Origin of the sequence: Streptomyces sp. ADI95-16, assembly GCF_003721495.1 — a bacterium.
In the GTDB taxonomy this organism is placed as follows: Bacteria; Actinomycetota; Actinomycetes; order Streptomycetales; family Streptomycetaceae; genus Streptomyces; species Streptomyces goshikiensis.
Window position 1 is genome coordinate 4,397,402 of record NZ_CP033581.1, and the last position, 19,756, is coordinate 4,417,157.

14 protein-coding genes, 1 tRNA gene and 4 pseudogenes are annotated in these 19,756 nt (G+C 71.1%); 8 read left to right on the forward strand and 11 right to left on the reverse strand.

Going from position 1 to position 19,756, the window contains the following annotated elements:
* Positions 1–4: 4 nt before the first annotated feature.
* The 4 genes from EES41_RS19460 to EES41_RS19475 form a co-directional block, all read right to left on the reverse strand.
* The gene (locus EES41_RS19460) at positions 5–319 is read right to left on the reverse strand and encodes an SCO5918 family protein (protein ID WP_123079675.1); all 315 of its coding nucleotides are present in this window, start codon (positions 317–319) and stop codon (positions 5–7) included.
* A 49-nt stretch (positions 320–368) separates the two neighbouring features.
* A complete protein-coding gene (locus EES41_RS19465) occupies positions 369–773 on the reverse strand; it encodes a CBS domain-containing protein (RefSeq protein WP_123079676.1) in 405 nt (134 codons plus the stop codon).
* Positions 774–818: 45 nt separating this feature from the next.
* Entirely contained in the window at positions 819–2,351 is a 1,533-nt protein-coding gene (locus tag EES41_RS19470; RefSeq protein ID WP_123079677.1) for a DEAD/DEAH box helicase, read from the reverse strand.
* A 317-nt stretch (positions 2,352–2,668) separates the two neighbouring features.
* Entirely contained in the window at positions 2,669–2,872 is a 204-nt protein-coding gene (locus tag EES41_RS19475) for a cold-shock protein (RefSeq protein WP_008734853.1), read from the reverse strand.
* A 1,128-nt stretch (positions 2,873–4,000) separates the two neighbouring features.
* On the opposite strand from EES41_RS19475, the gene EES41_RS19480 reads away from it, so the two are divergent.
* From EES41_RS19480 to EES41_RS19490, 3 genes are read left to right on the forward strand one after another with little or no spacing between them, the layout of a single operon-like run.
* The gene (locus tag EES41_RS19480; protein ID WP_123079678.1) at positions 4,001–6,163 is read left to right on the forward strand and encodes an MMPL family transporter; all 2,163 of its coding nucleotides are present in this window, start codon (positions 4,001–4,003) and stop codon (positions 6,161–6,163) included.
* Positions 6,164–6,179: 16 nt separating this feature from the next.
* Positions 6,180–7,361: a sensor histidine kinase gene (locus tag EES41_RS19485; RefSeq protein WP_254211505.1), complete on the forward strand. Its 1,182-nt coding sequence runs from the start codon at positions 6,180–6,182 to the stop codon at positions 7,359–7,361.
* Positions 7,358–8,047 carry a response regulator transcription factor gene (locus EES41_RS19490; RefSeq protein WP_302186163.1) on the forward strand — a complete coding sequence of 230 codons (690 nt, stop codon included), beginning with the start codon at positions 7,358–7,360 and terminating at the stop codon, positions 8,045–8,047. Before EES41_RS19485 ends, EES41_RS19490 begins: the two co-directional genes overlap by 4 nt.
* A gap of 54 nt (positions 8,048–8,101) precedes the next feature.
* On the opposite strand, the gene EES41_RS19495 is transcribed toward EES41_RS19490, so the two are convergent.
* The gene (locus EES41_RS19495) at positions 8,102–9,673 is read right to left on the reverse strand and encodes a helix-turn-helix transcriptional regulator (RefSeq protein ID WP_123079679.1); all 1,572 of its coding nucleotides are present in this window, start codon (positions 9,671–9,673) and stop codon (positions 8,102–8,104) included.
* A gap of 328 nt (positions 9,674–10,001) precedes the next feature.
* On the opposite strand from EES41_RS19495, the gene EES41_RS19500 reads away from it, so the two are divergent.
* Entirely contained in the window at positions 10,002–10,721 is a 720-nt protein-coding gene (locus EES41_RS19500; RefSeq protein ID WP_123079680.1) for a DUF4232 domain-containing protein, read from the forward strand.
* 167 nt (positions 10,722–10,888) lie between these two features.
* On the opposite strand, the pseudogene EES41_RS43055 reads toward EES41_RS19500, so the two are convergent.
* Positions 10,889–10,993: pseudogene (locus tag EES41_RS43055) on the reverse strand (IS481 family transposase); the annotation flags it as partial.
* Positions 10,994–11,101: 108 nt separating this feature from the next.
* Positions 11,102–11,350, reverse strand: a pseudogene (locus EES41_RS44220) (restriction endonuclease); the annotation flags it as partial.
* Between the two features lie 281 nt (positions 11,351–11,631).
* Between EES41_RS44220 and EES41_RS19515 the strand changes: the two are divergent.
* Positions 11,632–11,940 (forward strand): annotated as a pseudogene (locus EES41_RS19515) (replication initiator); the annotation flags it as partial.
* A gap of 244 nt (positions 11,941–12,184) precedes the next feature.
* Here EES41_RS19515 and EES41_RS19520 read toward each other — a convergent pair.
* A tRNA-Gly gene (locus tag EES41_RS19520) sits at positions 12,185–12,258 on the reverse strand.
* Positions 12,259–12,712: 454 nt separating this feature from the next.
* Here EES41_RS19520 and dcd point away from each other — a divergent pair.
* Positions 12,713–13,300 (forward strand): dCTP deaminase, encoded by a 588-nt coding sequence (dcd, locus tag EES41_RS19525; RefSeq protein ID WP_123079681.1) that lies wholly within the window; start codon positions 12,713–12,715, stop codon positions 13,298–13,300.
* Complete coding sequence (locus EES41_RS19530; RefSeq protein ID WP_008741418.1) at positions 13,297–13,797, forward strand: phosphoribosyltransferase; 501 nt, start codon at positions 13,297–13,299, stop codon at positions 13,795–13,797. Before dcd ends, EES41_RS19530 begins: the two co-directional genes overlap by 4 nt.
* 112 nt (positions 13,798–13,909) lie before the next feature.
* Here EES41_RS19530 and EES41_RS19535 read toward each other — a convergent pair whose 3' ends face one another.
* Complete coding sequence (locus EES41_RS19535; RefSeq protein ID WP_123079682.1) at positions 13,910–14,836, reverse strand: Yip1 family protein; 927 nt, start codon at positions 14,834–14,836, stop codon at positions 13,910–13,912.
* 262 nt (positions 14,837–15,098) lie between these two features.
* Here EES41_RS19535 and EES41_RS19540 point away from each other — a divergent pair, with 262 nt between their 5' ends.
* Positions 15,099–15,776, forward strand: a complete 678-nt coding sequence (locus EES41_RS19540) for a hypothetical protein (protein ID WP_123079683.1) — start codon at positions 15,099–15,101, stop codon at positions 15,774–15,776.
* Between the two features lie 854 nt (positions 15,777–16,630).
* Here EES41_RS19540 and EES41_RS19545 read toward each other — a convergent pair.
* A pseudogene (locus EES41_RS19545) lies at positions 16,631–18,832 on the reverse strand ((Fe-S)-binding protein); the annotation flags it as partial.
* Between the two features lie 119 nt (positions 18,833–18,951).
* Positions 18,952–19,539: a sugar transferase gene (locus EES41_RS19550; RefSeq protein ID WP_123079684.1), complete on the reverse strand. Its 588-nt coding sequence runs from the start codon at positions 19,537–19,539 to the stop codon at positions 18,952–18,954.
* Positions 19,540–19,756: the final 217 nt, after the last annotated feature.

Consider the following 19,756-nt stretch of genomic DNA (forward strand, 5'->3'; position numbering starts at 1 on the left):
TCCGTCAGGCGGTCACAGGAGTGCCGAGCATCGCGGAGGCCCGCGGGAGGGGGCTGAGCAGGCGCGTGGGCACGGCGGTCCGGGGAAGGCCGCCGCGGCAGGTGAAGCCGAGCTGGGTCATGGCGCGGAGGACTTCGCCGGCGCTGAAGTCACGGCGGTCCTGGCGGGTGATGACCTGGCCGACCTGCTTGACGGGGTAGGTGCGGCGGCCGATGATCACTGACTCGCCGATGACCTGCTCGGGCTTGACGCCCTTCATCGATTCCAGGACACCGCTTTTGGTCAGGTCGAACGGGAAACGGGCGATGACACAGCGCATGGATGCCTCACAGGGTGAAGGGGGAACGGTCCGACCACGGTGCGGTGGTTCAGCGGCTGAGGGCGAGGACGCCCAGGGCGCTGCCTTGTTCGTCCACGACGGGCAGGGCGGTGAGCCTGCGGTATCGCATCGCGTAGTCGGCCTCGGCCATCGCCGTCATGGGCGAGGTGAACGGCCCGCGGTCGCCGAGGACATCGCGCAGACGGATCCGGTCCGTGTACGCCGCGCTGTCGCGGACGGTGGTGAGCTGGGCACGGGTGACCAGCCCGGTGCACAGGCCGTCCTCGTCGCAGACGAGCAGATGGTCCGCGCGGGCGCCGGCCATGACGGCCAGGGCCACCTCGACGGTCATGTCGTCGCCAATCTGTGGACCGGCCGCTTCCATGGCGTCGTCCACCGTCCGGTGGACAAGGTCGGCATGCGCGGAGCGGGGCTGCATCTGGACCAGCGTCAATAGGTGCCTCCTGCAGAGGTGAGTAAGTTTCCGGATCACTGGTTCTCAGGCCGCTGCGTCGAAGGCGGTCTGTCGCAGGCTCGCGCGCCGGGCAGCCGACATGGGCCCGCGTCGACCGCGGGAGGCCGTGCTGCGCTTGGGCCGCTCGGATACCGGTGCGGTGATGGTGACCGGGATGCCGGAGGGTGCCTGGGCGCCGGTGATGCGGTTCAGGGCCTCGTCGCCCGAGCGGACCTGGGTGGTCTGCGGGGTGATGCCGGCGGCCGTCATCAAGCGGGCCATCTCGCGGCGCTGGTTGGGGGTGACGAGGGTGACGACGCTGCCGGACTCTCCGGCGCGGGCGGTGCGGCCGCCGCGGTGGAGGTAGTCCTTGTGGTCGGTCGGCGGGTCCACGTTGACGACGAGGTCGAGGTTGTCGACGTGGATGCCGCGCGCCGCCACGTTCGTGGCGACCAGCACGGTGACGTGTCCGGTCTTGAACTGGGCGAGGGTGCGGGTCCGCTGCGGCTGGGACTTCCCGCCGTGCAGGGCCGCGGCGCGGACCCCGCTGCTCAGGAGGTCCTGGGTGAGGCGGTCCACGGCGTGCTTGGTGTCCAGGAACATGATCACCCGGCCGTCGCGGGCCGCGATCTCCGTCGTCGTCCGCTGCTTGTCGGCGCCGTGGACGTGCAGGACGTGGTGCTCCATCGTGGTCACCGCGCCCTGCGAGGGGTCGACGGAGTGCACGACCGGGTCGGTCAGGTAGCGGCGGACCAGCAGGTCGACGTTGCGGTCGAGGGTGGCGGAGAACAGCATTCGCTGGCCCTCGGGACGTACCTGGTCGAGGAGGGCGGTGACCTGCGGCATGAAGCCCATGTCGGCCATCTGGTCGGCCTCGTCGAGGACGGTGATGGCGACCTGGTTCAGGCGGCAGTCACCGCGGTCGATGAGGTCCTTGAGGCGGCCGGGAGTGGCGACGACCACTTCGGCTCCGGCGCGCAGCGCACCGGCCTGGCGGTGGATCGGCATGCCGCCGACCACGGTGGCCAGGCGCAGCTTGACCGCCCGGGCGTAGGGGGTGAGCGCGGCGGTGACCTGCTGGGCGAGCTCTCGCGTCGGTACGAGGATCAGCGCGAGCGGCTGACCCGACTCGGCGCTCTGGCCGGCCGTACGGGCCAGCAGCGCGAGGCCGAAGGCCAGGGTCTTGCCGGAGCCGGTACGGCCGCGGCCGAGGACGTCACGGCCCGCGAGGGTGTTGGGCAGCGTCGCGGCCTGGATCGGGAACGGCGTGGCCATGCCCTCACGGGTGAGCGTGGTGAGCAGCTGGGCCGGCATGTCGAGGTCGGCGAAGGCCTCGACGGCGGGCAGCGCGGGGGTGATCGTCTTCGGCGGTGCGAACTCGCCCTGGATCGCGGCGGGCCGGCGGCCGTATCCGCCCGAGCGGCTCGGACCTCCGGAACGGCTCGGGGCTCCGGAGCGGCTCGGGGTCGACGAGCCGAAGCGACTGCCCCGCCCCGAACCGGCGCCGGTGCCGAAAGCGGGGCCGCCGGTGCGGCCGCGGGTGCGAGAAGAGCGCTCGTTCGTACGTGTGGGGTTCATGCGGAACCTTCCTTGATACGGCACGTATCAAGGAATTCCCGCAGCGTAGGAGCGGCGCAGGGAATTGCGAGAACGGGCCGAATGGAATGCGATAGCGATCTGGCGGACAGGAATCTGTTCGGGCTCAGACGCTGAAATGAGGTGGCGTCATGTAGGCGCGACAACCAAGAAACGAAATCGGGTACAGCTCCGAGAGGGCCAGTCGGCCGGATCTCTCAATGCTTGATACCGCGGGTCAACGCACCGCGGGGAAATGCGTGCAGCTGGGGCCCGCACCCCGAGGGATGCGGGCCCCAGCTGCAGAATGCGTGTCAGCGTCAGGCGGGAACGATGTTCTCGGCCGTCGGGCCCTTCTGGCCCTGCGCGATGTCGAAGGTGACCTTCTGGCCCTCGTTCAGCTCGCGGAAGCCCTGGGCGGCGATGTTCGAGTAGTGGGCGAACACGTCAGCGCCGCCACCGTCCTGCTCGATGAAGCCGAAACCCTTTTCCGCGTTGAACCACTTAACGGTACCAGCGGCCATGTCATATCTCCTTTGGGGCAATACATCGACGTCTGCACTGTGCGGATGCCGTGTCGCCGCGATGATGCCCCGCCCGGAAATTGACCGGGAAATACAAAACGCTTCCTGCGGCCCGAAGCCCGGCTGGAGGCGCTTGAAGTTCTTGGGTACCAAAACTGCAACCGAGATCGACAGTAGCACGCTGCAGCGGCTCGTGTGCGTTGAATATTTCCGGTTGCCGTATGGCGGTAGAAACTCTCCCCGCGAGATCCGTTAAATTCTTAGGTCGCGGTGACAGATATTGATTCACCCCGAGCGCAGCGTTTTTAAGCGCTCGCCGTCGGCTGCAGGATGCGGCGGCGAGGTCCTGTACGGCAACGAACGCGAAGTCGTTGTCGTGGGGGCGGCCCGGGTGCCCGGAGTGGGATTGCCGCTGCGCAGTTCTCCCGTGCCCAACTGCTTGATGGGGCAGCCTCCGGCAGTTGGGGCGCCTGGGGTCGGTGGGGGTGCTGTGTCCCTCGCGAACTGGGTAGCGCTGGCGGGGTGGTTGATCGTCCGCGTTACAGGGTGCGAACGGGCGAATCCGAGCGGGCCTGTCGCGCGGGTCACGCGACTTGCGTCTTCAGCCGAGTTGGGGTGCGCGGAGGGCACGGCGAGGGGCGCGAGGTCTAGACAATGACGAAGGCCCAGGTCTGTGACCTGGGCCTTCGTTCAAGAGCGGATGACGGGAATCGAACCCGCGCTATAAGCTTGGGAATCAATGCCGCCATCGCGCCGCATGGGGCTCTGACCCGGTGTTTCGCCTGCTGGATTCGCCGTCCGAGGGCTCGCCTGGCGCCAGTGGTGACCGCTGTTCACCGCGCTGAAGGGCACGGCTGGGGCACGCCCTCGACGGCGACGGAGTCGAACTCCTCCCGCTCGGCCGCGTTCACCGGCGCGGCCGGATCACCGCCGCAGGGGTAGGCCCCCTCCCTGCCGACGATGCGCAGCGTTACTCCCGGGGGAGTACGGGAGGGCCCGGGACGCCCGGGGGAGTAGGGGTGATCTCCTGCGCCGGTGTGACGGAACGGTGCGTCGAAGACGGGACGCTGGATGCAACCGGGCGGGCCATCGGGGCCACCGGTCCGAGTCCGTGCGGAGGGGCCCGAGATGGGGCAGACAGGGCGAACAGCGCGAACAGGTAGACGCCGCAAGGTGGTTCCGTGGGGCGTACTGGCGCTGTGGGTGATCGTGATCGCCGTCGCCGGGTCGTTCGCGGGCGGGCTCGCGGGCGTACAGCGTGACCGGACGGCGGACTATCTCCCGTCGGGTGCCGACTCGACGCAGGTGGCCAGGCTCCAGGAGAGGCTGCCCGGCGGCGAGGCGACCGGCGTGCTGCTCGTCTACCACCGCGACGGCGGGCTGACCGCCGCCGACCGGGACACCGCCGAACGGCAGATCGCGGCGGTCACGGTCCCGGCGGGTACCACGGATACCGGGTCCGCCAAGTCCCCCGCCCTGCTTGCCCTGTCGAAGGATCCCCGGGACTTCCGTGCCACCCTCCGAGGTCCCGGCGTTCCATCCGGAGACGGCACGACTCTCATGTACGCGGTGTCCACGGCCGCGCCCGGTACGGACGACGCCGCGAAGAAGGCCTTCGTCGAGGATGTGCGCGCCCACGCGCGCGGCACCGACGGGCTGACCGTGCGGGTCGGCGGCGACAGCTCCGTCGAAGTCGATGCCAAGGAGGTGTTCGGCTCCATCGACGGGACGCTGATGCTGGCGACCGGCCTGGTGGTGGCCCTGCTGCTGATCCTCACCTACCGCAGCCCGGTGCTCTGGCTGGTGCCGCTGGTGGTGGTCGGGGCGGGGGCCGTCTGCGCGCGGGCCGCCGTGTACGGGCTCGCCTCCGGCTTCGGACTCACCGTGACCAGCCAGAGCGCCGGGATCATGACGGTCCTGGTGTTCGGCGCCGGCACCGACTACGCACTGCTGCTCGTTGCCCGCTACCGCGACGAACTGCGTCGTACCCCGCATCCGTACGATGCGATGCGCACCGCGCTGCGCGGATGCGGGCCGGCCGTGCTGGCCTCCTGCGGGACCGTCGTCGCGGGGTTGGCCTGTCTGCTCGCCGCCGACCTCAACAACATCCGTGGCCTCGGGCCGGTGGGAGCGGTGGGCGTGCTGTGCGCGCTGATCGCGATGATGACGCTGCTGCCGGCGGTCCTGGTGCTGCTCGGACGGCGGGTGTTCTGGCCACTGATCCCCGCGTACGGCAGCGAACCCAAGCAGTGCGGAACGAACGTCTTCGCCGTGATGGGGAGCTCGGCGGGCAAGCGGCCGGTCGCCGTGCTCGTGACCGGAGTCATGCTGCTGGGCGCCCTGGCGCTCGGGGTGCTCAACCTGCCCGGGGCGCTCAAGAGGGAGGACAGCTTCACCAGTAAGCCCGAGTCGATCGCCGCCATGGGAACGCTGGCCAAGGCCTTCCCGGATCGCAGCAGCCGGCCGATAGAGGTCATGGCGCCCACCGGAGCCGCCGACCGGATCCTCGCCGGAGCCAGGTCCGTCGACGGCGTCGCGAGCGCCGAGCGGGGCCGCAACGGCGGCGGCTGGACCGAGATCGCCGTCACCGCCGAGTCCGCGCCGGAGTCTGCGGGGGAGACCGCCCTCATCGAACGGCTGCGGGCCGAACTCGACGGCGCGCACGTGGGCGGCGCGAGCGCCCGGCAACTCGACCTGGCCACCACCAACTCCCACGACCGCCTGATCGTCATTCCCCTGGTCCTCGCCGCGGTGCTCCTCGTCCTCACCCTGTTGCTGCGCAGCCTGGTAGCCCCGCTGCTCCTGGTCGCCGCCGTCGTGCTGGTGTGGGGCGCGGCGCTGGGCATCGGCGGACTGGTCTTCGGCCCGGTGTTCGGCTTCACCGGCGTCGATCCGGGGCTGCCCCTGCTGACCTTCGTCTTCCTGGTCGCCCTCGGCGTCGACTACGGCATCTTCCTGATGCACCGCACCCGCGAGGAGACCCGGGGCGGCGCCGAGCCGAGGCAAGCCGCGCTGATCGCGCTCCGCACCACCGGCGGAGTGATCGCCTCGGCCGGGATCGTCCTGGCGGCGACCTTCGCGGTGCTCGCCTCGCTGCCGCTGGTGATGTTCGTGGAGATGGGCACGGTCGTCGCGATCGGGGTGATCCTGGACACCTTCCTGGTCCGCACGTACTTGGTGACCAGCGCCAGTGTGCTGCTCGGCCGCAGGGTGTGGTGGCCGGGCCGGCCTTCCGGCACCCCGGCCCCGGTTTCCGGACCCGCGCTGGAACTGGTCGGCGACCAGCGATGAGAGCGACGATGTCCGGGTGGCAGAAGTGACCGACCCCCCGAGCGCGGCCGAGCGCGTACTGCGCGCACTCCACCAGGATCCCCTGGCGGCCGGGCACCCGAGGCGGAACGACGCGATGATCGCGGCCGGTGTCGCCCTGCTCTGCGGGGCGGTGGCGTACGCCGACACCGCGCTGCGACCCGACGCGCTCGGGTGGGCCCTGCTCGCCTGCTCGGCCCTGCTCCTGGTGTGGCGGCGGCGCCACCCGCTCGGGGTGATGATCGCGACCGTCGCCTGCATCGCCGCGTACCAGCTGCTCGACAACGCCCACGCCGCCCCGGTGCCGGCCGCAATACTCGCCTTGTACACCGTGGCCGCCACCGGCACCGTCCGCCGGACGGTGGCGGTCGGCGTGTGCGTCGTGGCCTTCGCGGTGAGCGCCATGTCGTCCAACGGTGTCCACCGCGCCCTGGACGTGCTGCGCACCTCCGGCTGGCTGGTGTCGGCCCTCGTGCTCGGCGTCGCCGTCCGCAACTACCGCAAGTACCTCGCCGAGGAGAGCGCCCGGGTCGCACAGGACGCCGACCGCAAGATCGCGGAGGAGCGTCTGCGCATCGCTCGCGACCTGCACGACCTGCTGGCCCACAGCATCACGCTGATCGGTGTCCGCACCTCGGTCGCCGCCCATGTGCTCGCCGTCGACCCGGACCGCCTCGACCGGGCGGCGATCGCCGAGGCGCTGGACTCCATCGCCGACACCTGCCGCGAGGCACGCGCGGAGCTCCGTACCACCTTGACCGTGCTCCGCGCCGACGAGCGCGGGCCGCTGCCGGACCTCGCGGGGCTGCCCGATCTGGTCCGTGCGGCCGAGGCGGAACTGACCCTGGACACCGATGGGATCCATGTCCCGCCGGCCGTGGGGGCCGCCGCCTATCGGATCGTCCAGGAGTCGCTGACCAACGCGGTCCGCCACGCGGGCCCCGACACCTCGGTCCGGGTCCGGGTGGCGGCGGCTGACGGATCTCTCCGGGTCACCGTCAGTGACGACGGCCGGGGCCCTGGAGCGGACTCCACCGCTTCGGGTTTCGGCATCGTCGGCATGGGCGAGCGGGCCCGTAGCGTCGGCGGCACCTTGCGGACGGGCCCCCGCTCCGGCGGTGGCTTCGAAGTCGCGGCGAGCCTGCCGCTCCCACCCCGCGCCCTGGAGGCATCCGCGTGACCACGCCACCCGTCGGCCACGACCGCGTCATCCGGGTGCTGCTCGCCGACGACCAGACACTCGTACGGTCCGCCTTCGCGATGCTCATCGAGTCGGCTCCCGACATGGCGGTCGTCGGACAGGCGGGCGACGGGCGCGAAGCCGTGGAACTCGCGCACTCCGAGCGCGCCGACGTGGTCGTCATGGACATCAGGATGCCGGGCACCGACGGCATCGAGGCGACCCGGCTCATCGCCTCCGCCGAAGACCTGGCCGGGGTGAAGGTCCTGGTCCTCACGACGTACGACACCGACGAGAACGTCGTCGAAGCGCTGCGGTCCGGGGCTTCCGGCTTCCTCGTGAAGGACACCAGACCGGCCGAACTCCTCGCCGCCATCCGTACGGTGGCCGGTGGCGAGTCGCTCCTTTCGCCGGGCCCGACGGCCCGATTGATCGCCAGGGTCCTGCGCACCCCCAGCTCCACCCCGGCCCCCGCCGCCCTCGACCCGCTCTCCGCGCGGGAACGGGAAGTCCTCACCCTCGTGGCCCGGGGCCTCAACAACACCGAGATCGCCGGCGCGCTGGCCCTGAGTCCCCTCACGGCGAAGACCCATGTGAGCAGGATCATGGGAAAGTTGGGGGTACGCGACCGGGCGCAGCTCGTGATCGTGGCGTACGAATCGGGGCTCGTCGTTCCCGGCGACTGACCGCGATGGCGGCGCCGGGCCCGGCCGCTTTTCGGACCGGGTGCAATGGGTCTTTCATTCCGTGTCCGGCAGCCAGGCGTTGTTGTTCTCGTTGTACCAGTAGCTGTGACCGGCGTTCAGGGCGACCGTGCGGAACGGGCGGCCGTGGTCGTCGACGCGGGTGGTGCCCTTGCGGTCGCCACTGCTCCAGGCCAGCTCCAAGTACCAGCTGACATCCTGACCGAGTGTGGCGGCGTCGATGTTCAGCACCTGAGGGTCGGTGGCGGAGACCTTGTACGGGAAGTCGGTCGAGGCCGTCGGCCGCTCGCCCTCCTTGCCAGGCACGGGCCTGGCCCTCGGGGAGGCGTCGTCCAGGTCCACGGCGAAGGACGCCGGCACCAGCGCGCCGCCGCAACCGGCGCCCATGGTGTAGGCGTTCCAGCCGGGAGCCTTGCGGCCGCTCACGACATGGACGTACAGCGCGTGCAGGACCGCGGCCTTGCCCTCGGTGCCCTGGACGGTCAGCTGCATGCGCAGGTGCCCCGCCGGGACGGCGTGCAGGGCCCGGGCCCACCCTTCGGTCGCCTGCCCGGCGGGGGGCGGGGGGACCGCGCCGGGTTCCTTGTCCAGGGCGAACCACTGGTCGCAGGGGCTGTCCCAGTTGTCGGGCAGGACGTTGACCGTGAACGGGGCGGTGGGGGAGGCCCCCTCCTTGGCGGTGGCCCGCGAGGTGGACGTTGCCGAGGGGGACGCGGACATCGCCGAGGGGGACGACGGTCCGGGGTTGGACGGGGGTGCGGAAGCGGCTGTTGGCGTGGGTGACGACGACCCGCCGGACGGCACGGCCGGGCCCGCCGCCCGCTCGCGCGAGGACGGCTGGGCGGCGCCGCGGCGCGTGTCCCCGTGACCCGTATCTCCCATGGCGGAGACGGTTGCGGCGATCCCCGCCACCGCGGCGGTTGCCACGGCGGCCGCAACGGCGAGCAGCAGCCGAGGACGCCGGGCCCCCGGTGCGGAGGCCCGGGCGGGGCCCGGCTGGACAAGGGCGGCGGGGACGTGTGCGGGTGCCTCCGTCGCCGGTGCGGGGGCGGGGTCCTCCGCCGGTGCCGGCGCGGGAGCGGGGGCAGGCGCCGGGGCGGGTGGCTCCGCCGGTTCGGGTGCGTCCGTTGCCGCTGCGGGGGCGGGTGCCTCCGCAGCGGCAGGTCCGGGCGCCGGGGCGGACCCGGCCGCGGACGCCGGGGCCGGTGCGGTGTCGGTCTCCGCCTGCGGCCGGACCTCCGAAGCCTCCCCAGCCACCACCACCGCCGATGCAGGCGGCACCTCCGGCGCGGCGTCACCGCCCTGCGGCGCCGCGGAGTTCGCCGCCCCCGACCCCGAGGCCTCCCCCTCCGTCACCCCCCGCCGCCGCTCCACCAGCGCCAGCAGCCACTGCCGGTGCAGCGCGAGCAGTTCGTCGGCCGAGGCACCGCAGACTCGGGCGAACCGCTCCACCGGGGCGTAATCCGTGGGCACCGCCGCGCCGCTGCAATAGCGGTGCAGCGTCGAGTTGCTGGAGTGCAGACGCTTCGCGAGCGTGCCGTAGCTGCGCCCCGAGCGCTCCTTGAGTCCGCGCATCAGCTCCGCGAACCGCTCCGTCTCCGTGGCCATTCCACCCTCCCCCTCATCCCGGAAGCACGTTCCAGGCTCGCCCGATCGCCCAGGTGAGAGGGGTCGGGAGCGTTCCAGGGTTCCAACTATCCCGGTCCAGACGCCACTGGGACGAAACCGGCCCCACAGTTGCGTCATCAGCCGGTCGGTCCGCCATCGGATCGGCGGTCGGATCCGGCGGTCGCAACGGGAGGGCCCCACCCGCCCCACCGACCGCCCTCGGCCGCCTGCGGCAGCAGCCGACCGGAACAGCAGCCCCACCCAACGTCTCGTCAGACGGGAAGCGGAAGCCTCCGTCTGACGACCGCACCGACACGGAGAGTTCCCCATGCGCACCTACCGACTCCGCACCACCGCCCTGGCCGCCGCCACCGCCGGCCTCGCTCTGGCCCTGACCGCCTGCGGCGGCTCGGACAGCGCCGGCGGGCCGACCGCGAACCCCGCCGCGACCAAGAGCGCGGACAAGCCGGTCTCGACCGGGACCGTGACGCCGTCCGGGGAGGGCGCCTCCGCCGCCCCGTCCGCCGGCAAGGCCACCGGAACCGGCACGACCACCGCCACCCCGGCGAAGGCCGGTTCGAGCGGCAAGAACACGGGGGACACCACCGGTGACTCCTACGCCTACACCCACCCCTGCTCGGCGCGGAACCTGACCGTCAAGGTCACTTCCCCGACGGGTGCTCCGGCCACCGTCCGCGTCATCACCGTGACCAACAACGGTTCCACCTCCTGCGGTCTGGACTACTTCCCCACCGTCGGCTTCAGCGCCAAGGGCGGCGCGCTCGGTCTCCAGGCCACTGCCCCCGGTGGACTGGGCGGCGCCCCGGCGTACCCGGTGCACCCCGGCGCCACCGCGTACGCGGCCGTGAACCTCAACCCGTCGGGTGGCAACGGCCCCGTGGCCGACGAGGTCAACGTCCTGGCCGACAAGGAGCACATGCCGAACGCGGACGGCGTCAGCCTCCAGCTGGCCAAGCCGGGCAGCGTCGCCAACCCGAAGGCCGGCCTGTACCGCACCAACACCCACGACGCGCTGAGCGCCTTCTGAGCGGAGTTCCGGGGGCCGCGGCCCCCGGCCGTCCCACGGGGTGTGTCGCCGGGCGGGCTCAACCGTCCTGGGCGAGGAAACGCCAGACGACCGCCTCGCCGAACTCAGGGCAGTCCGAGACGAGCTCAAGCCCCTGGAGCGTGAGTTGGCCCAGCTCCGGGGGCAAGATCCAGCCAGGCCAGGCGGTCCAGGCCGTGCCGGGCCAGGATCCGGTGGACGGCCGAGGCGGGCAGGCCCAGGATCGGGCCAATGCGGGCGGGGCCGAGTTTGCGGCTCGGCACCACGGGCCTGAGGCACGCAGGCGGCAGTGCCGGCCTGGTCAGGGACGCGAGGAGGCGGCGGTCGACGAGGCGGAGGCGCTGGGACTTCGCGAAGTCGAGGGCGGGCCGGGAGAAGCGGCCGTTGGCCAGCATGACGAGGACGTCGCCGCCGTGTATCTGGCGGCCGGTGCCGTTGAGGACCTGAAGATCCGGGGTGCCGACCGCTGACCCCTGCCATCCGGCCTTGCGGTGCTCGCACTGGATGACCCAGCGGCGGCCGTAGGGGTCGGTGGCTTTGACGTCCGCGCCGTTGCTGCCCCGGCGGCCGACCTTCTGCGCGCCGGCGCAGCCACAGCGCGCCCGCGGCACCGGCTGCGAGCAGGCCGACCACCAGAACCCAAGGATGGGCGGCCAGCCACGACAGCACCGCCAGGACGAGGCTGAGGGCCACGAGGCCGGCCAGGCCGATGAGTCACAGTTCCTCCGAGCCGGTGGCCTTCCGGCGCCGAGCTGTGCTGGTGCGCCTGCGCCTCTTCGCGGGTGGGCGGGGGCTCACCTGGGCCAGCCGCCGCGTTCGGATAGCAGCGCTGAGGCTGCTGGCCACCTGCTCGTAGGGCGCTCGGTCGTCGACTGGGTCTAGGGGCTCGGGGACGAAGGCCGCCGAGACCACCGGCGCCGTGGACCACCCGGTGGTCAACAAGGAGGCACTGCTCCTCCTCGGCGTACCCGACCACCCCCGCCGGCTCATGGAAGCCTGCATGGACCTCGACCTGGCCTACCCCGAACGCCGGCTGCGGGCCTGGGCCCACATGCTCGGCTTCCGCGGGCACTTCTCCACCAAGTCCCGCTGCTACTCGACCACCCTCGGCGCCTTACGCCAGGTCCGCGCGGACTACCGCGCCGCCCAACAACGCGCCTCACTCGGCCTGCCCGACCCCGACGACCACCCGGAGAGCACCCGCAAGCTCCACATGGCCCTCTGCGCGGAGCAAGAGCCGGACGGCCTGCTCTTCGTGGGGGAGAGGGGCGCCCCCTTTCGGCGGACGACCTTTGGACGGAAGTGGAAGAAAGGAAGTGGCCGCGGGGATCGATGTCCGCGTGCAGGAGCTGCGTGCCGAGGCTTCTGGCACGGAACTAGAACGAGACCAATAGAGAGGTATAGGCAACACAAAAGCCCCAGGTCGTTGACCTGGGGCTTTGTTATGGAGCGGATGACGGGAATCGAACCCGCGCTATAAGCTTGGGAAGCTCATGTTCTACCATTAAACTACATCCGCATGGGCGGTCCAGTTGCCTGGAGCCTTAGCGTTGAACACTCTACCCCATGATCGACCCCCGGCGTGTTTGCCGCGGGGTCGTCGTCGTGTGTGGGGTACAGCAAGGCGTGTGGGGGCGGGAGTTGGGGCGTAACGTACGGGTTCGGAGCGGCGGCTTGGGTGGGTCCTGATCATCCCCTAATGTGGCGATTCGTTACGCAGTAAGGCTTCAGGGGAAAGGGACTCGATGGAGCACACCGTCGTCCGTTGTGCCGAAGGGCATGTGTTCAGCACCGCCTCGTTTCCGCTCCAGCAGCTCGGCCCCGGCCGGATCGGGCCCGGGCGGTTGCTGCGGTGTCCGCGGTGCGCGCGGCTGCGGCATGCCGTGCCCGTGGGTGGCGTGAAGCGTTAGCCGGAGGCGCGCGGGGGCCGCTCCGATTGGGGGTGGCTCGCGCGCTCTGCGTATCCTCGGGACGTGCTTCTCTCTGACAAAGACATCCGGGCCGAGATCGACTGCGGACGGGTTCGCATCGACCCGTTCGAGGAATCGATGGTGCAGCCCTCCAGTATCGATGTGCGTCTCGACCGGTACTTCCGGGTGTTCGAGAACCACCGCTATGCCCACATCGACCCCGCCGTCGAGCAGCCGGACCTGACCCGCATGGTCGAGCCCGAGGGTGACGAGGCGTTCATCCTCCACCCGGGCGAGTTCGTGCTCGCCTCGACGTACGAGGTCATCTCGCTGCCCGACGACATCGCCTCCCGCCTGGAGGGGAAGTCCAGCCTCGGGCGCCTCGGTCTGGTGACGCACTCGACCGCCGGGTTCATCGACCCCGGGTTCTCCGGGCACGTGACCCTGGAGCTGTCGAACCTCGCCACCCTGCCGATCAAGCTCTGGCCGGGCATGAAGATCGGGCAGCTGTGCATGTTCCGGCTCAGCTCGCCCGCGGAGTTCCCGTACGGCAGCGAGCGGTACGGGTCCAGGTACCAGGGGCAGCGCGGGCCGACCGCCTCGCGCTCCTTCCAGAACTTCCACCGCACCCAGGTGAGGCACGACGCATGAGCGACGCAGTACGCGAGAACCTGACCTACGAGGGCTTCGGGCGCGCCGTCCGCGAGCTGGCGCAGACCATCGCCGACGACGGCTACGAGCCCGACATCATCCTGAGCATCGCCCGTGGCGGCGTGTTCGTGGCCGGCGGTCTGGCGTACGCGCTGGACTGCAAGAACATCCACCTCGTGAACGTGGAGTTCTACACCGGCGTGGGCACCACCCTGGAGATGCCGGTCATGCTGGCGCCGGTCCCCGAGGCGATCGACTTCACCGACAAGAAGGTCCTGATCGCCGACGACGTCGCCGACACCGGCAAGACGCTCAAGCTGGTGCACGACTTCTGCCTCGGTCACGTCGCCGAGGTGCGGTCCGCGGTCATCTACGAGAAGTCGCACTCGCTCGTGCAGTGCGAGTACGTGTGGAAGAAGACCGACGAGTGGATCAACTTCCCCTGGTCGGTCGAGCCGCCGGTGGTGCGGAGGGAGGGTCAGGTTCTCGACGCCTGACCCCGTCTGATCCCGGTCCTGTGGTGTGAGGAGGGGCCCGGTCCGCCTGGTGTGCGGAGCGGGCCCCTTCTCGTGCGTACGGGCACGTACGGGCGCGTGCGGGTGCGTACGGCTAGATCGTGCCCAGCTTGATGATCGACAGCAGGGCGATCAGCTGGATGGCGGAGGCGCCCAGCGCCTTCGGCCACGGCAGGTCGTGCGACTTGCTGACCAGCGAGGTGAACAGGGCGCCGGCGGCCAGCCACGTCAGCCAGCCGAGCACCTGGACGACCATGTTGTCGCCGCCGAGGAACACGGCGAAGAGCAGGCGCGGGGCGTCCGTGATGGACATGACCAGCATGGACAGGCCCACGGTCGGCTGCCACGCGCCGTCGCCGCCCAGCTGGCGGGCCAGGGTGTGCGTGACCGCGCCGAGGAGCAGCCCGCAGATGACGAAGGCCACGCCGGTGGAGAGGACGATCGGGACGGCGTTGGCGAGCGTCGCGTTGATCGCGTCGTCGCGGGCGTCGTCGAGGCCGAAGACCGCGAGCAGGCCGTAGAGGAACGTCACGGTCAGCGCCGGACCCCAGACCGCGTAGTCGCGCATCTGGAAGAACGTCGGCCCCGGCCGCATCACGATGCCGCGCAGGAGCTCCTTCCAGGGCAGCCGCGGTCCGGTCGGGCCGGCCGGGGCCGCGCCGGCACCCGCGTGGTACGTCGCGGCCTGGCCGTACGGGTCCTCGCCGATGGCGAAGGCCTGGGTGTAGCCCGGGTTGTCCGCGTACGAGCCGCCTTGGCCGCCCTGGCCGCCCTGGCCCGCGTACGGGGGCGGTTGCTGCTGCTGCCCGTACGGGTCGAAGTACTCGGGCTCGCCGTGACCCCCGGCGGCGGCCTGCTGGGGCCACTGCTGCTGCGGGGGCGACCCGGCGGGCGGGTATGGCTGCTGACCGTACGGCGCCTGCGGCGGTTGCTGCTGCTGCTGACCGTACGGCTGCTGCCGCGAAGGTTGTTGCGGGGTGCGGTTGTTGTCCCGGCCGCGTCCGATCCTGAATCCAGCCACGTGATCGAAAGTACCTGGTCCGGCGGGAGCCGGGGGACGGGCGGCCGGAACCGGGGGCCTTTGCTGCCGACCTGTGACATCCCTTAGGGGATCCCCGGGGGGAGAACCCCCGGTCGGCGGGGTGCCGGGTTTACATGGCTGCGGGGCAGTCTGCGGCGGTTCGTTACATTGCCGACGGAATACGTAGATATCGGACACGTAGCTTCGTCGATGTCGCGCCGCCGTCGCGGAGTGACGACCGAGAACGAGGAGAGCCCCCGCCATGCGCAGCACTCGCCGTACCCCCCGCCGCACGACCCTCCGTACCGCCGCCGTCGTGGTGGGGGCGGCCGCCGTTCTCGCCGTGCCGGTGGGGTCCGCGTTCGCCGACTCGTCGGCGGGGGCGGGGGTGGGGGCGCCGGTGGCGCCGGTGATCGTGAGGCTGGCCGACGGGGCGGTCGCCAAGGTGTACAAGACCGGTCCGAACCGCTATGAAGCCGACATATTCGCCGGGTCCACGAAGCTGGACACGCTGGTCAGCCGGGGTGGTGGGGTGGCGTACGGGCGGAGCGACGGGCTGCGCGTCGTGCTCCAGCCGAACGGCGGTGTGACGTCGTGGATGGAGGGTGGGGAGAAGTCCCGGCCGAAGCCGAAGGGGGTGGCGTCGGTGCGGGTCGTCATGCCCGACGGGCGGATCGCGAAGCTGGTCGGCGGGGCGGGGGGCGAGCGGGCGGTCATCTCCCTGCCGAACGGTGAGGTGCTGGGGGCGATCGACCTGAGGCATCCGAGCGCGGTGCACGACGGCTGGACGTACGAGCTCGTCCGGGACGGGGAGCGGGTGAAGTTCGTCGTCATCGACGGGCGGGGTGGCGGGAGTGGCTGGGTGTACGACTTCGGCAGCGGGAAGCCGGTTGAGGCGTACGGGGCGGGGGCCGTGCCGGGCTCCGGTGTGCGGGGGTAGGTCTGGCCGCTGCGCGGGGCCCGTCCCCACCCCGCCCCTTCCCGAAACTGGGGGCGAGCCCCCAGGCCCCCGCAACGCGGAACGGCCGGCCCCCTGACGGGGACCGGCCGTTCCGGCGTTCTGAGCAGCGCCTACTTGGCGCCCGACTCCTCCGAGGCCTCGGACTTCTTGGCCTCGACCTCGGCCGTGACGCCGGCCTCCGGCTCCGCCTCGGCGGCAGCCACAGCCCCGCCCTCCGGCTCGGGCGCAGCCTCGGCCTTGGCCTCGGTCACAGCCTTCGCTTCCGGCTCCGCCGCAGCGTCGCCCGTCGGCTCCGCCTCGGTGCCCGCCTTCGGCTCGGCCGCAGCGGTGGCCTCCGGCTCCGCCTCGGCGGCAGCCGCAGCCTCGCCCTCCGGCTCGGCCTTGGTGTCGGCCTTCGGCTCCGCCTGTGCCTCGGGCGCAGCCTCGGCCTTGGCCTCGGTGCCCGCCTTCGCTTCCGGCTTCGCCGCAGCGTCGCCCTTCGGCTCCGCCTCGGGGGTCGCCTTCGGCTCTGCCGCAGCGGTGGCCTCCGGCTCCGCGTCGGTGTCGCCCTTCGGCTCGGCCTCGGCCGCCGCCTCGGTGTCGCCCTTCGGCTCCGCCTCGGTCGCAGCGTCGTCCTTCGGGGCTGCGGGGGCTTCCGCTTCCTTCGCCTTGGCGGCGGCTTCCGCCTCCGCTTCGGCCTCGGCCTTCGCGGCGGCGGCTGCCGCAGCCGCCTCCGCTTCGGCCTTCGCCTTCGCGGCGGCCTCCGCTTCGGCCTTCGCCTTCGCCTTCGCTTCCGCCTCGGCCAGCGCCAGCGCCTCGGCCTCGGCCAGCGCCAGCGCCTCGGCCTCCGGGTTCTTCACCGACTCCAGGAGCAGCTGGGCCACGTCGACGACCTGGACGTGTTCCTTCGCCTTGCCGTCGTTCTTCTTGCCGTTGACCGAGTCCGTCAGCATCACCAGGCAGAACGGGCACGCGGTGGAGACGATGTCCGGGTTCAGGGACAGGGCCTCGTCGACGCGCTCGTTGTTGATGCGCTTGCCGATGCGCTCTTCCATCCACATGCGCGCGCCACCCGCGCCGCAGCAGAAGCCCCGCTCCTTGTGGCGGTGCATCTCCTGCTGGCGCAGCCCCGGCACGGCCGACATGATCTCGCGCGGCGGCGTGTAGACCTTGTTGTGGCGGCCCAGGTAGCAGGGGTCGTGGTACGTGATCAGCCCGTCGACCGGCGTCACCGGCAGCAGCCGGCCCTCGTCGATCAGGTGCTGGAGCAGCTGCGTGTGGTGGATGACCTCGTACTCGCCGCCCAGCTGCGGGTACTCGTTCGCGATGGTGTTGAAGCAGTGCGGGCAGGTGGAGACGATCCGCTTCGCCGACTTGGGCTTGCGCGTCGACTCGTCCTCGTCGTCCTCGCCGAACGCCATGTTCAGCATGGCCACGTTCTCCTGGGCCAGCTGCTGGAACAGCGGCTCGTTGCCCAGGCGGCGCGGGGAGTCACCGGTGCACTTCTCGTCGCCGCCCATGATCGCGAACTTGACGCCCGCGATGTTGAGGAGCTCGGCGAAGGCCTTCGTGGTCTTCTTCGCGCGGTCCTCCAGCGCGCCCGCGCAGCCGACCCAGTACAGGTAGTCGAACTCGGAGAGGTCCTCCGCGTCCTTCCCGATGATCGGGACCTCGAAGTCGACCTCCTTCGTCCACTCCACCCGCTGCTTCTTCGCGAGGCCCCAGGGGTTGCCCTTCTTCTCCAGGTTCTTGAGCATCGTGCCCGCCTCCGACGGGAACGCGCTCTCGATCATCACCTGGTAGCGCCGCATGTCGACGATGTGGTCGATGTGCTCGATGTCGACCGGGCACTGCTCCACGCACGCGCCGCAGGTGGTGCAGGACCACAGCACGTCGGGGTCGATGACGCCGTTCTCCTCGGCGGTGCCGATGAGCGGGCGCTCCGCCTCCGCCAGGGCCGCCGCGGGGACGTTCGCGAGCTGCTCCGGCGTGGCCTTCTCGTTGCCCTCCATGTCCTTGCCGCCGCCCGCGAGCAGGTACGGCGCCTTGGCGTGCGCGTGGTCGCGCAGCGACATGACGAGCAGCTTCGGGGACAGCGGCTTGCCCGTGTTCCAGGCCGGGCACTGCGACTGGCAGCGGCCGCACTCGGTGCAGGTGGAGAAGTCGAGGATGCCCTTCCAGGAGAACTGCTCGACCTGGGAGACGCCGAAGACGTCGTCCTCGCCCGGCTCCTCGAAGTCGATCTCCTTGCCGCCGCTGGTCATCGGCTGGAGGGCGCCCAGCGCCGTGGCGCCGTCCGCGTTCCGCTTGAACCAGATGTTCGGGAAGCCGAGGAAGCGGTGCCAGGCGACACCCATGTTGGTGTTCAGCGAGACGACGATCATCCAGATCAGCGAGACGCCGATCTTGACCATCGCGGTGAAGTAGATCGCGTTCTGCAGCGCGCCGAGGGAGAGCCCCTTGAAGGCCAGCACCAGCGGGTACGAGACGAAGTACGCGGGCTCGTACGAGTCGACGTGGTGGATCGCGCCCTCAAGGCCGCGCAGGCACAGGATCGCGAGGCCGATGGTGAGGATCACGTACTCGACGAAGTACGCCTGCCAGGCCTTGGAGCCCGTGAAGCGCGACTTGCGGCCCGCCCGGGAGGGCAGCGACAGCAGGCGGATGGCGATCAGCACGGCGATGCCGAGGATCGTCATGATCCCGATGAACTCGATGTACAGCTCGAACGGCAGGAAGTCCCCGACGATCGGCAGCACCCAGTCGGCCTGGAAGAGCTGGCCGTACGCCTGCAGCAGCGTCGGCGGCAGCGTCAGGAAGCCGATCGCGACGAACCAGTGCGCGAAGCCGACGATGCCCCAGCGGTTCATGCGGCTGTGTCCGAGGAACTCCCGGACCAGGGTGATCGTTCGGGCCTTGGGGTCGTCCGTGCGGCTGCCCGCCGGCACGGGCTGACCGAGCTTCACGAACCGGTAGATCTGCGCCACGGCTCGGGCGAGCAGCGCGACGCCGACCACGGTCAGGACCAGCGACACGATGATCGCGGCGAGTTGCATGGAGGGGCTCCTCGGGCGGCATTACTAAGCGGTAACTTATTCAGTCAAGGCTTGAGGTTACCCATTCCCGACGCCGCAATGTAGCTGAGCGCGCGGTGATCTGTGTCGCTCAGGCTTGCCTATGCACGCCGCCCGGTGCCGCCCCGCGCAGACCTGTGCCGACGGGCCGCCCGGGGGGTCTGGGCCAGGATCGCGAGATCCATCCCCAGCCAGTGGCTCTCCACATAGTGCCGGTCCAGGAGGGCCATTTCCTCCCAGGGGAGGTCGGAGCGCGCGCTCACCTGCCACAACCCGGTCATTCCGGGCTTTACGAGGAGCCGGTCCGGGCGGTCCGTACCCGCCCCCGGGCGCGGCCCGACCAGTGACATCTCACCTCGGAGCACATTGAGCAGCTGAGGCAGCGCGTCCAGGGCGCAGCGCTCCACCGCCGTCCCCAGCCACCCCGCCCCCGCGTCCGTCCGTAGTCGCCAGGTGCGGAACGGCCGCCCCCCGAGGCCCGCCGCCGGCTCCCGTGCGAAGGCCCGCCCGCCCTGGCCGGCGCACAGCAGCGCGGCGATCACCAGCAGCGGCAGGGCGAACACCGCGGCCAGCGGCAGTGCCCCCAGCAGGTCTACGACCCGCTTCGCTGGGCAGGCGGGGAGACGAGGCGGCCGCAGGGTGGGGGCGAGGCGTCGGATTGCGGGTGGTGCGAAGGACGGCAGCGGCATGCACGCACCGTGCCGTGCGCCTCCGGCGGCTGGGCGGTGCCGCGCAGCGCAGGCCGTCGAGCGTCGCCCGCTCGGCCCCGCCGGGGCCCCGGCCGTCACTCGGATGAGCGTAAGACTGATGTAAAAGTTGAGCCCCCCAGGCTCACCTCTGTTGACGCACGCGTCGCGTTGCGGCATGGTTGAGTCCGTTGCACTCAAGTCAGCTGGAGGAATTGAA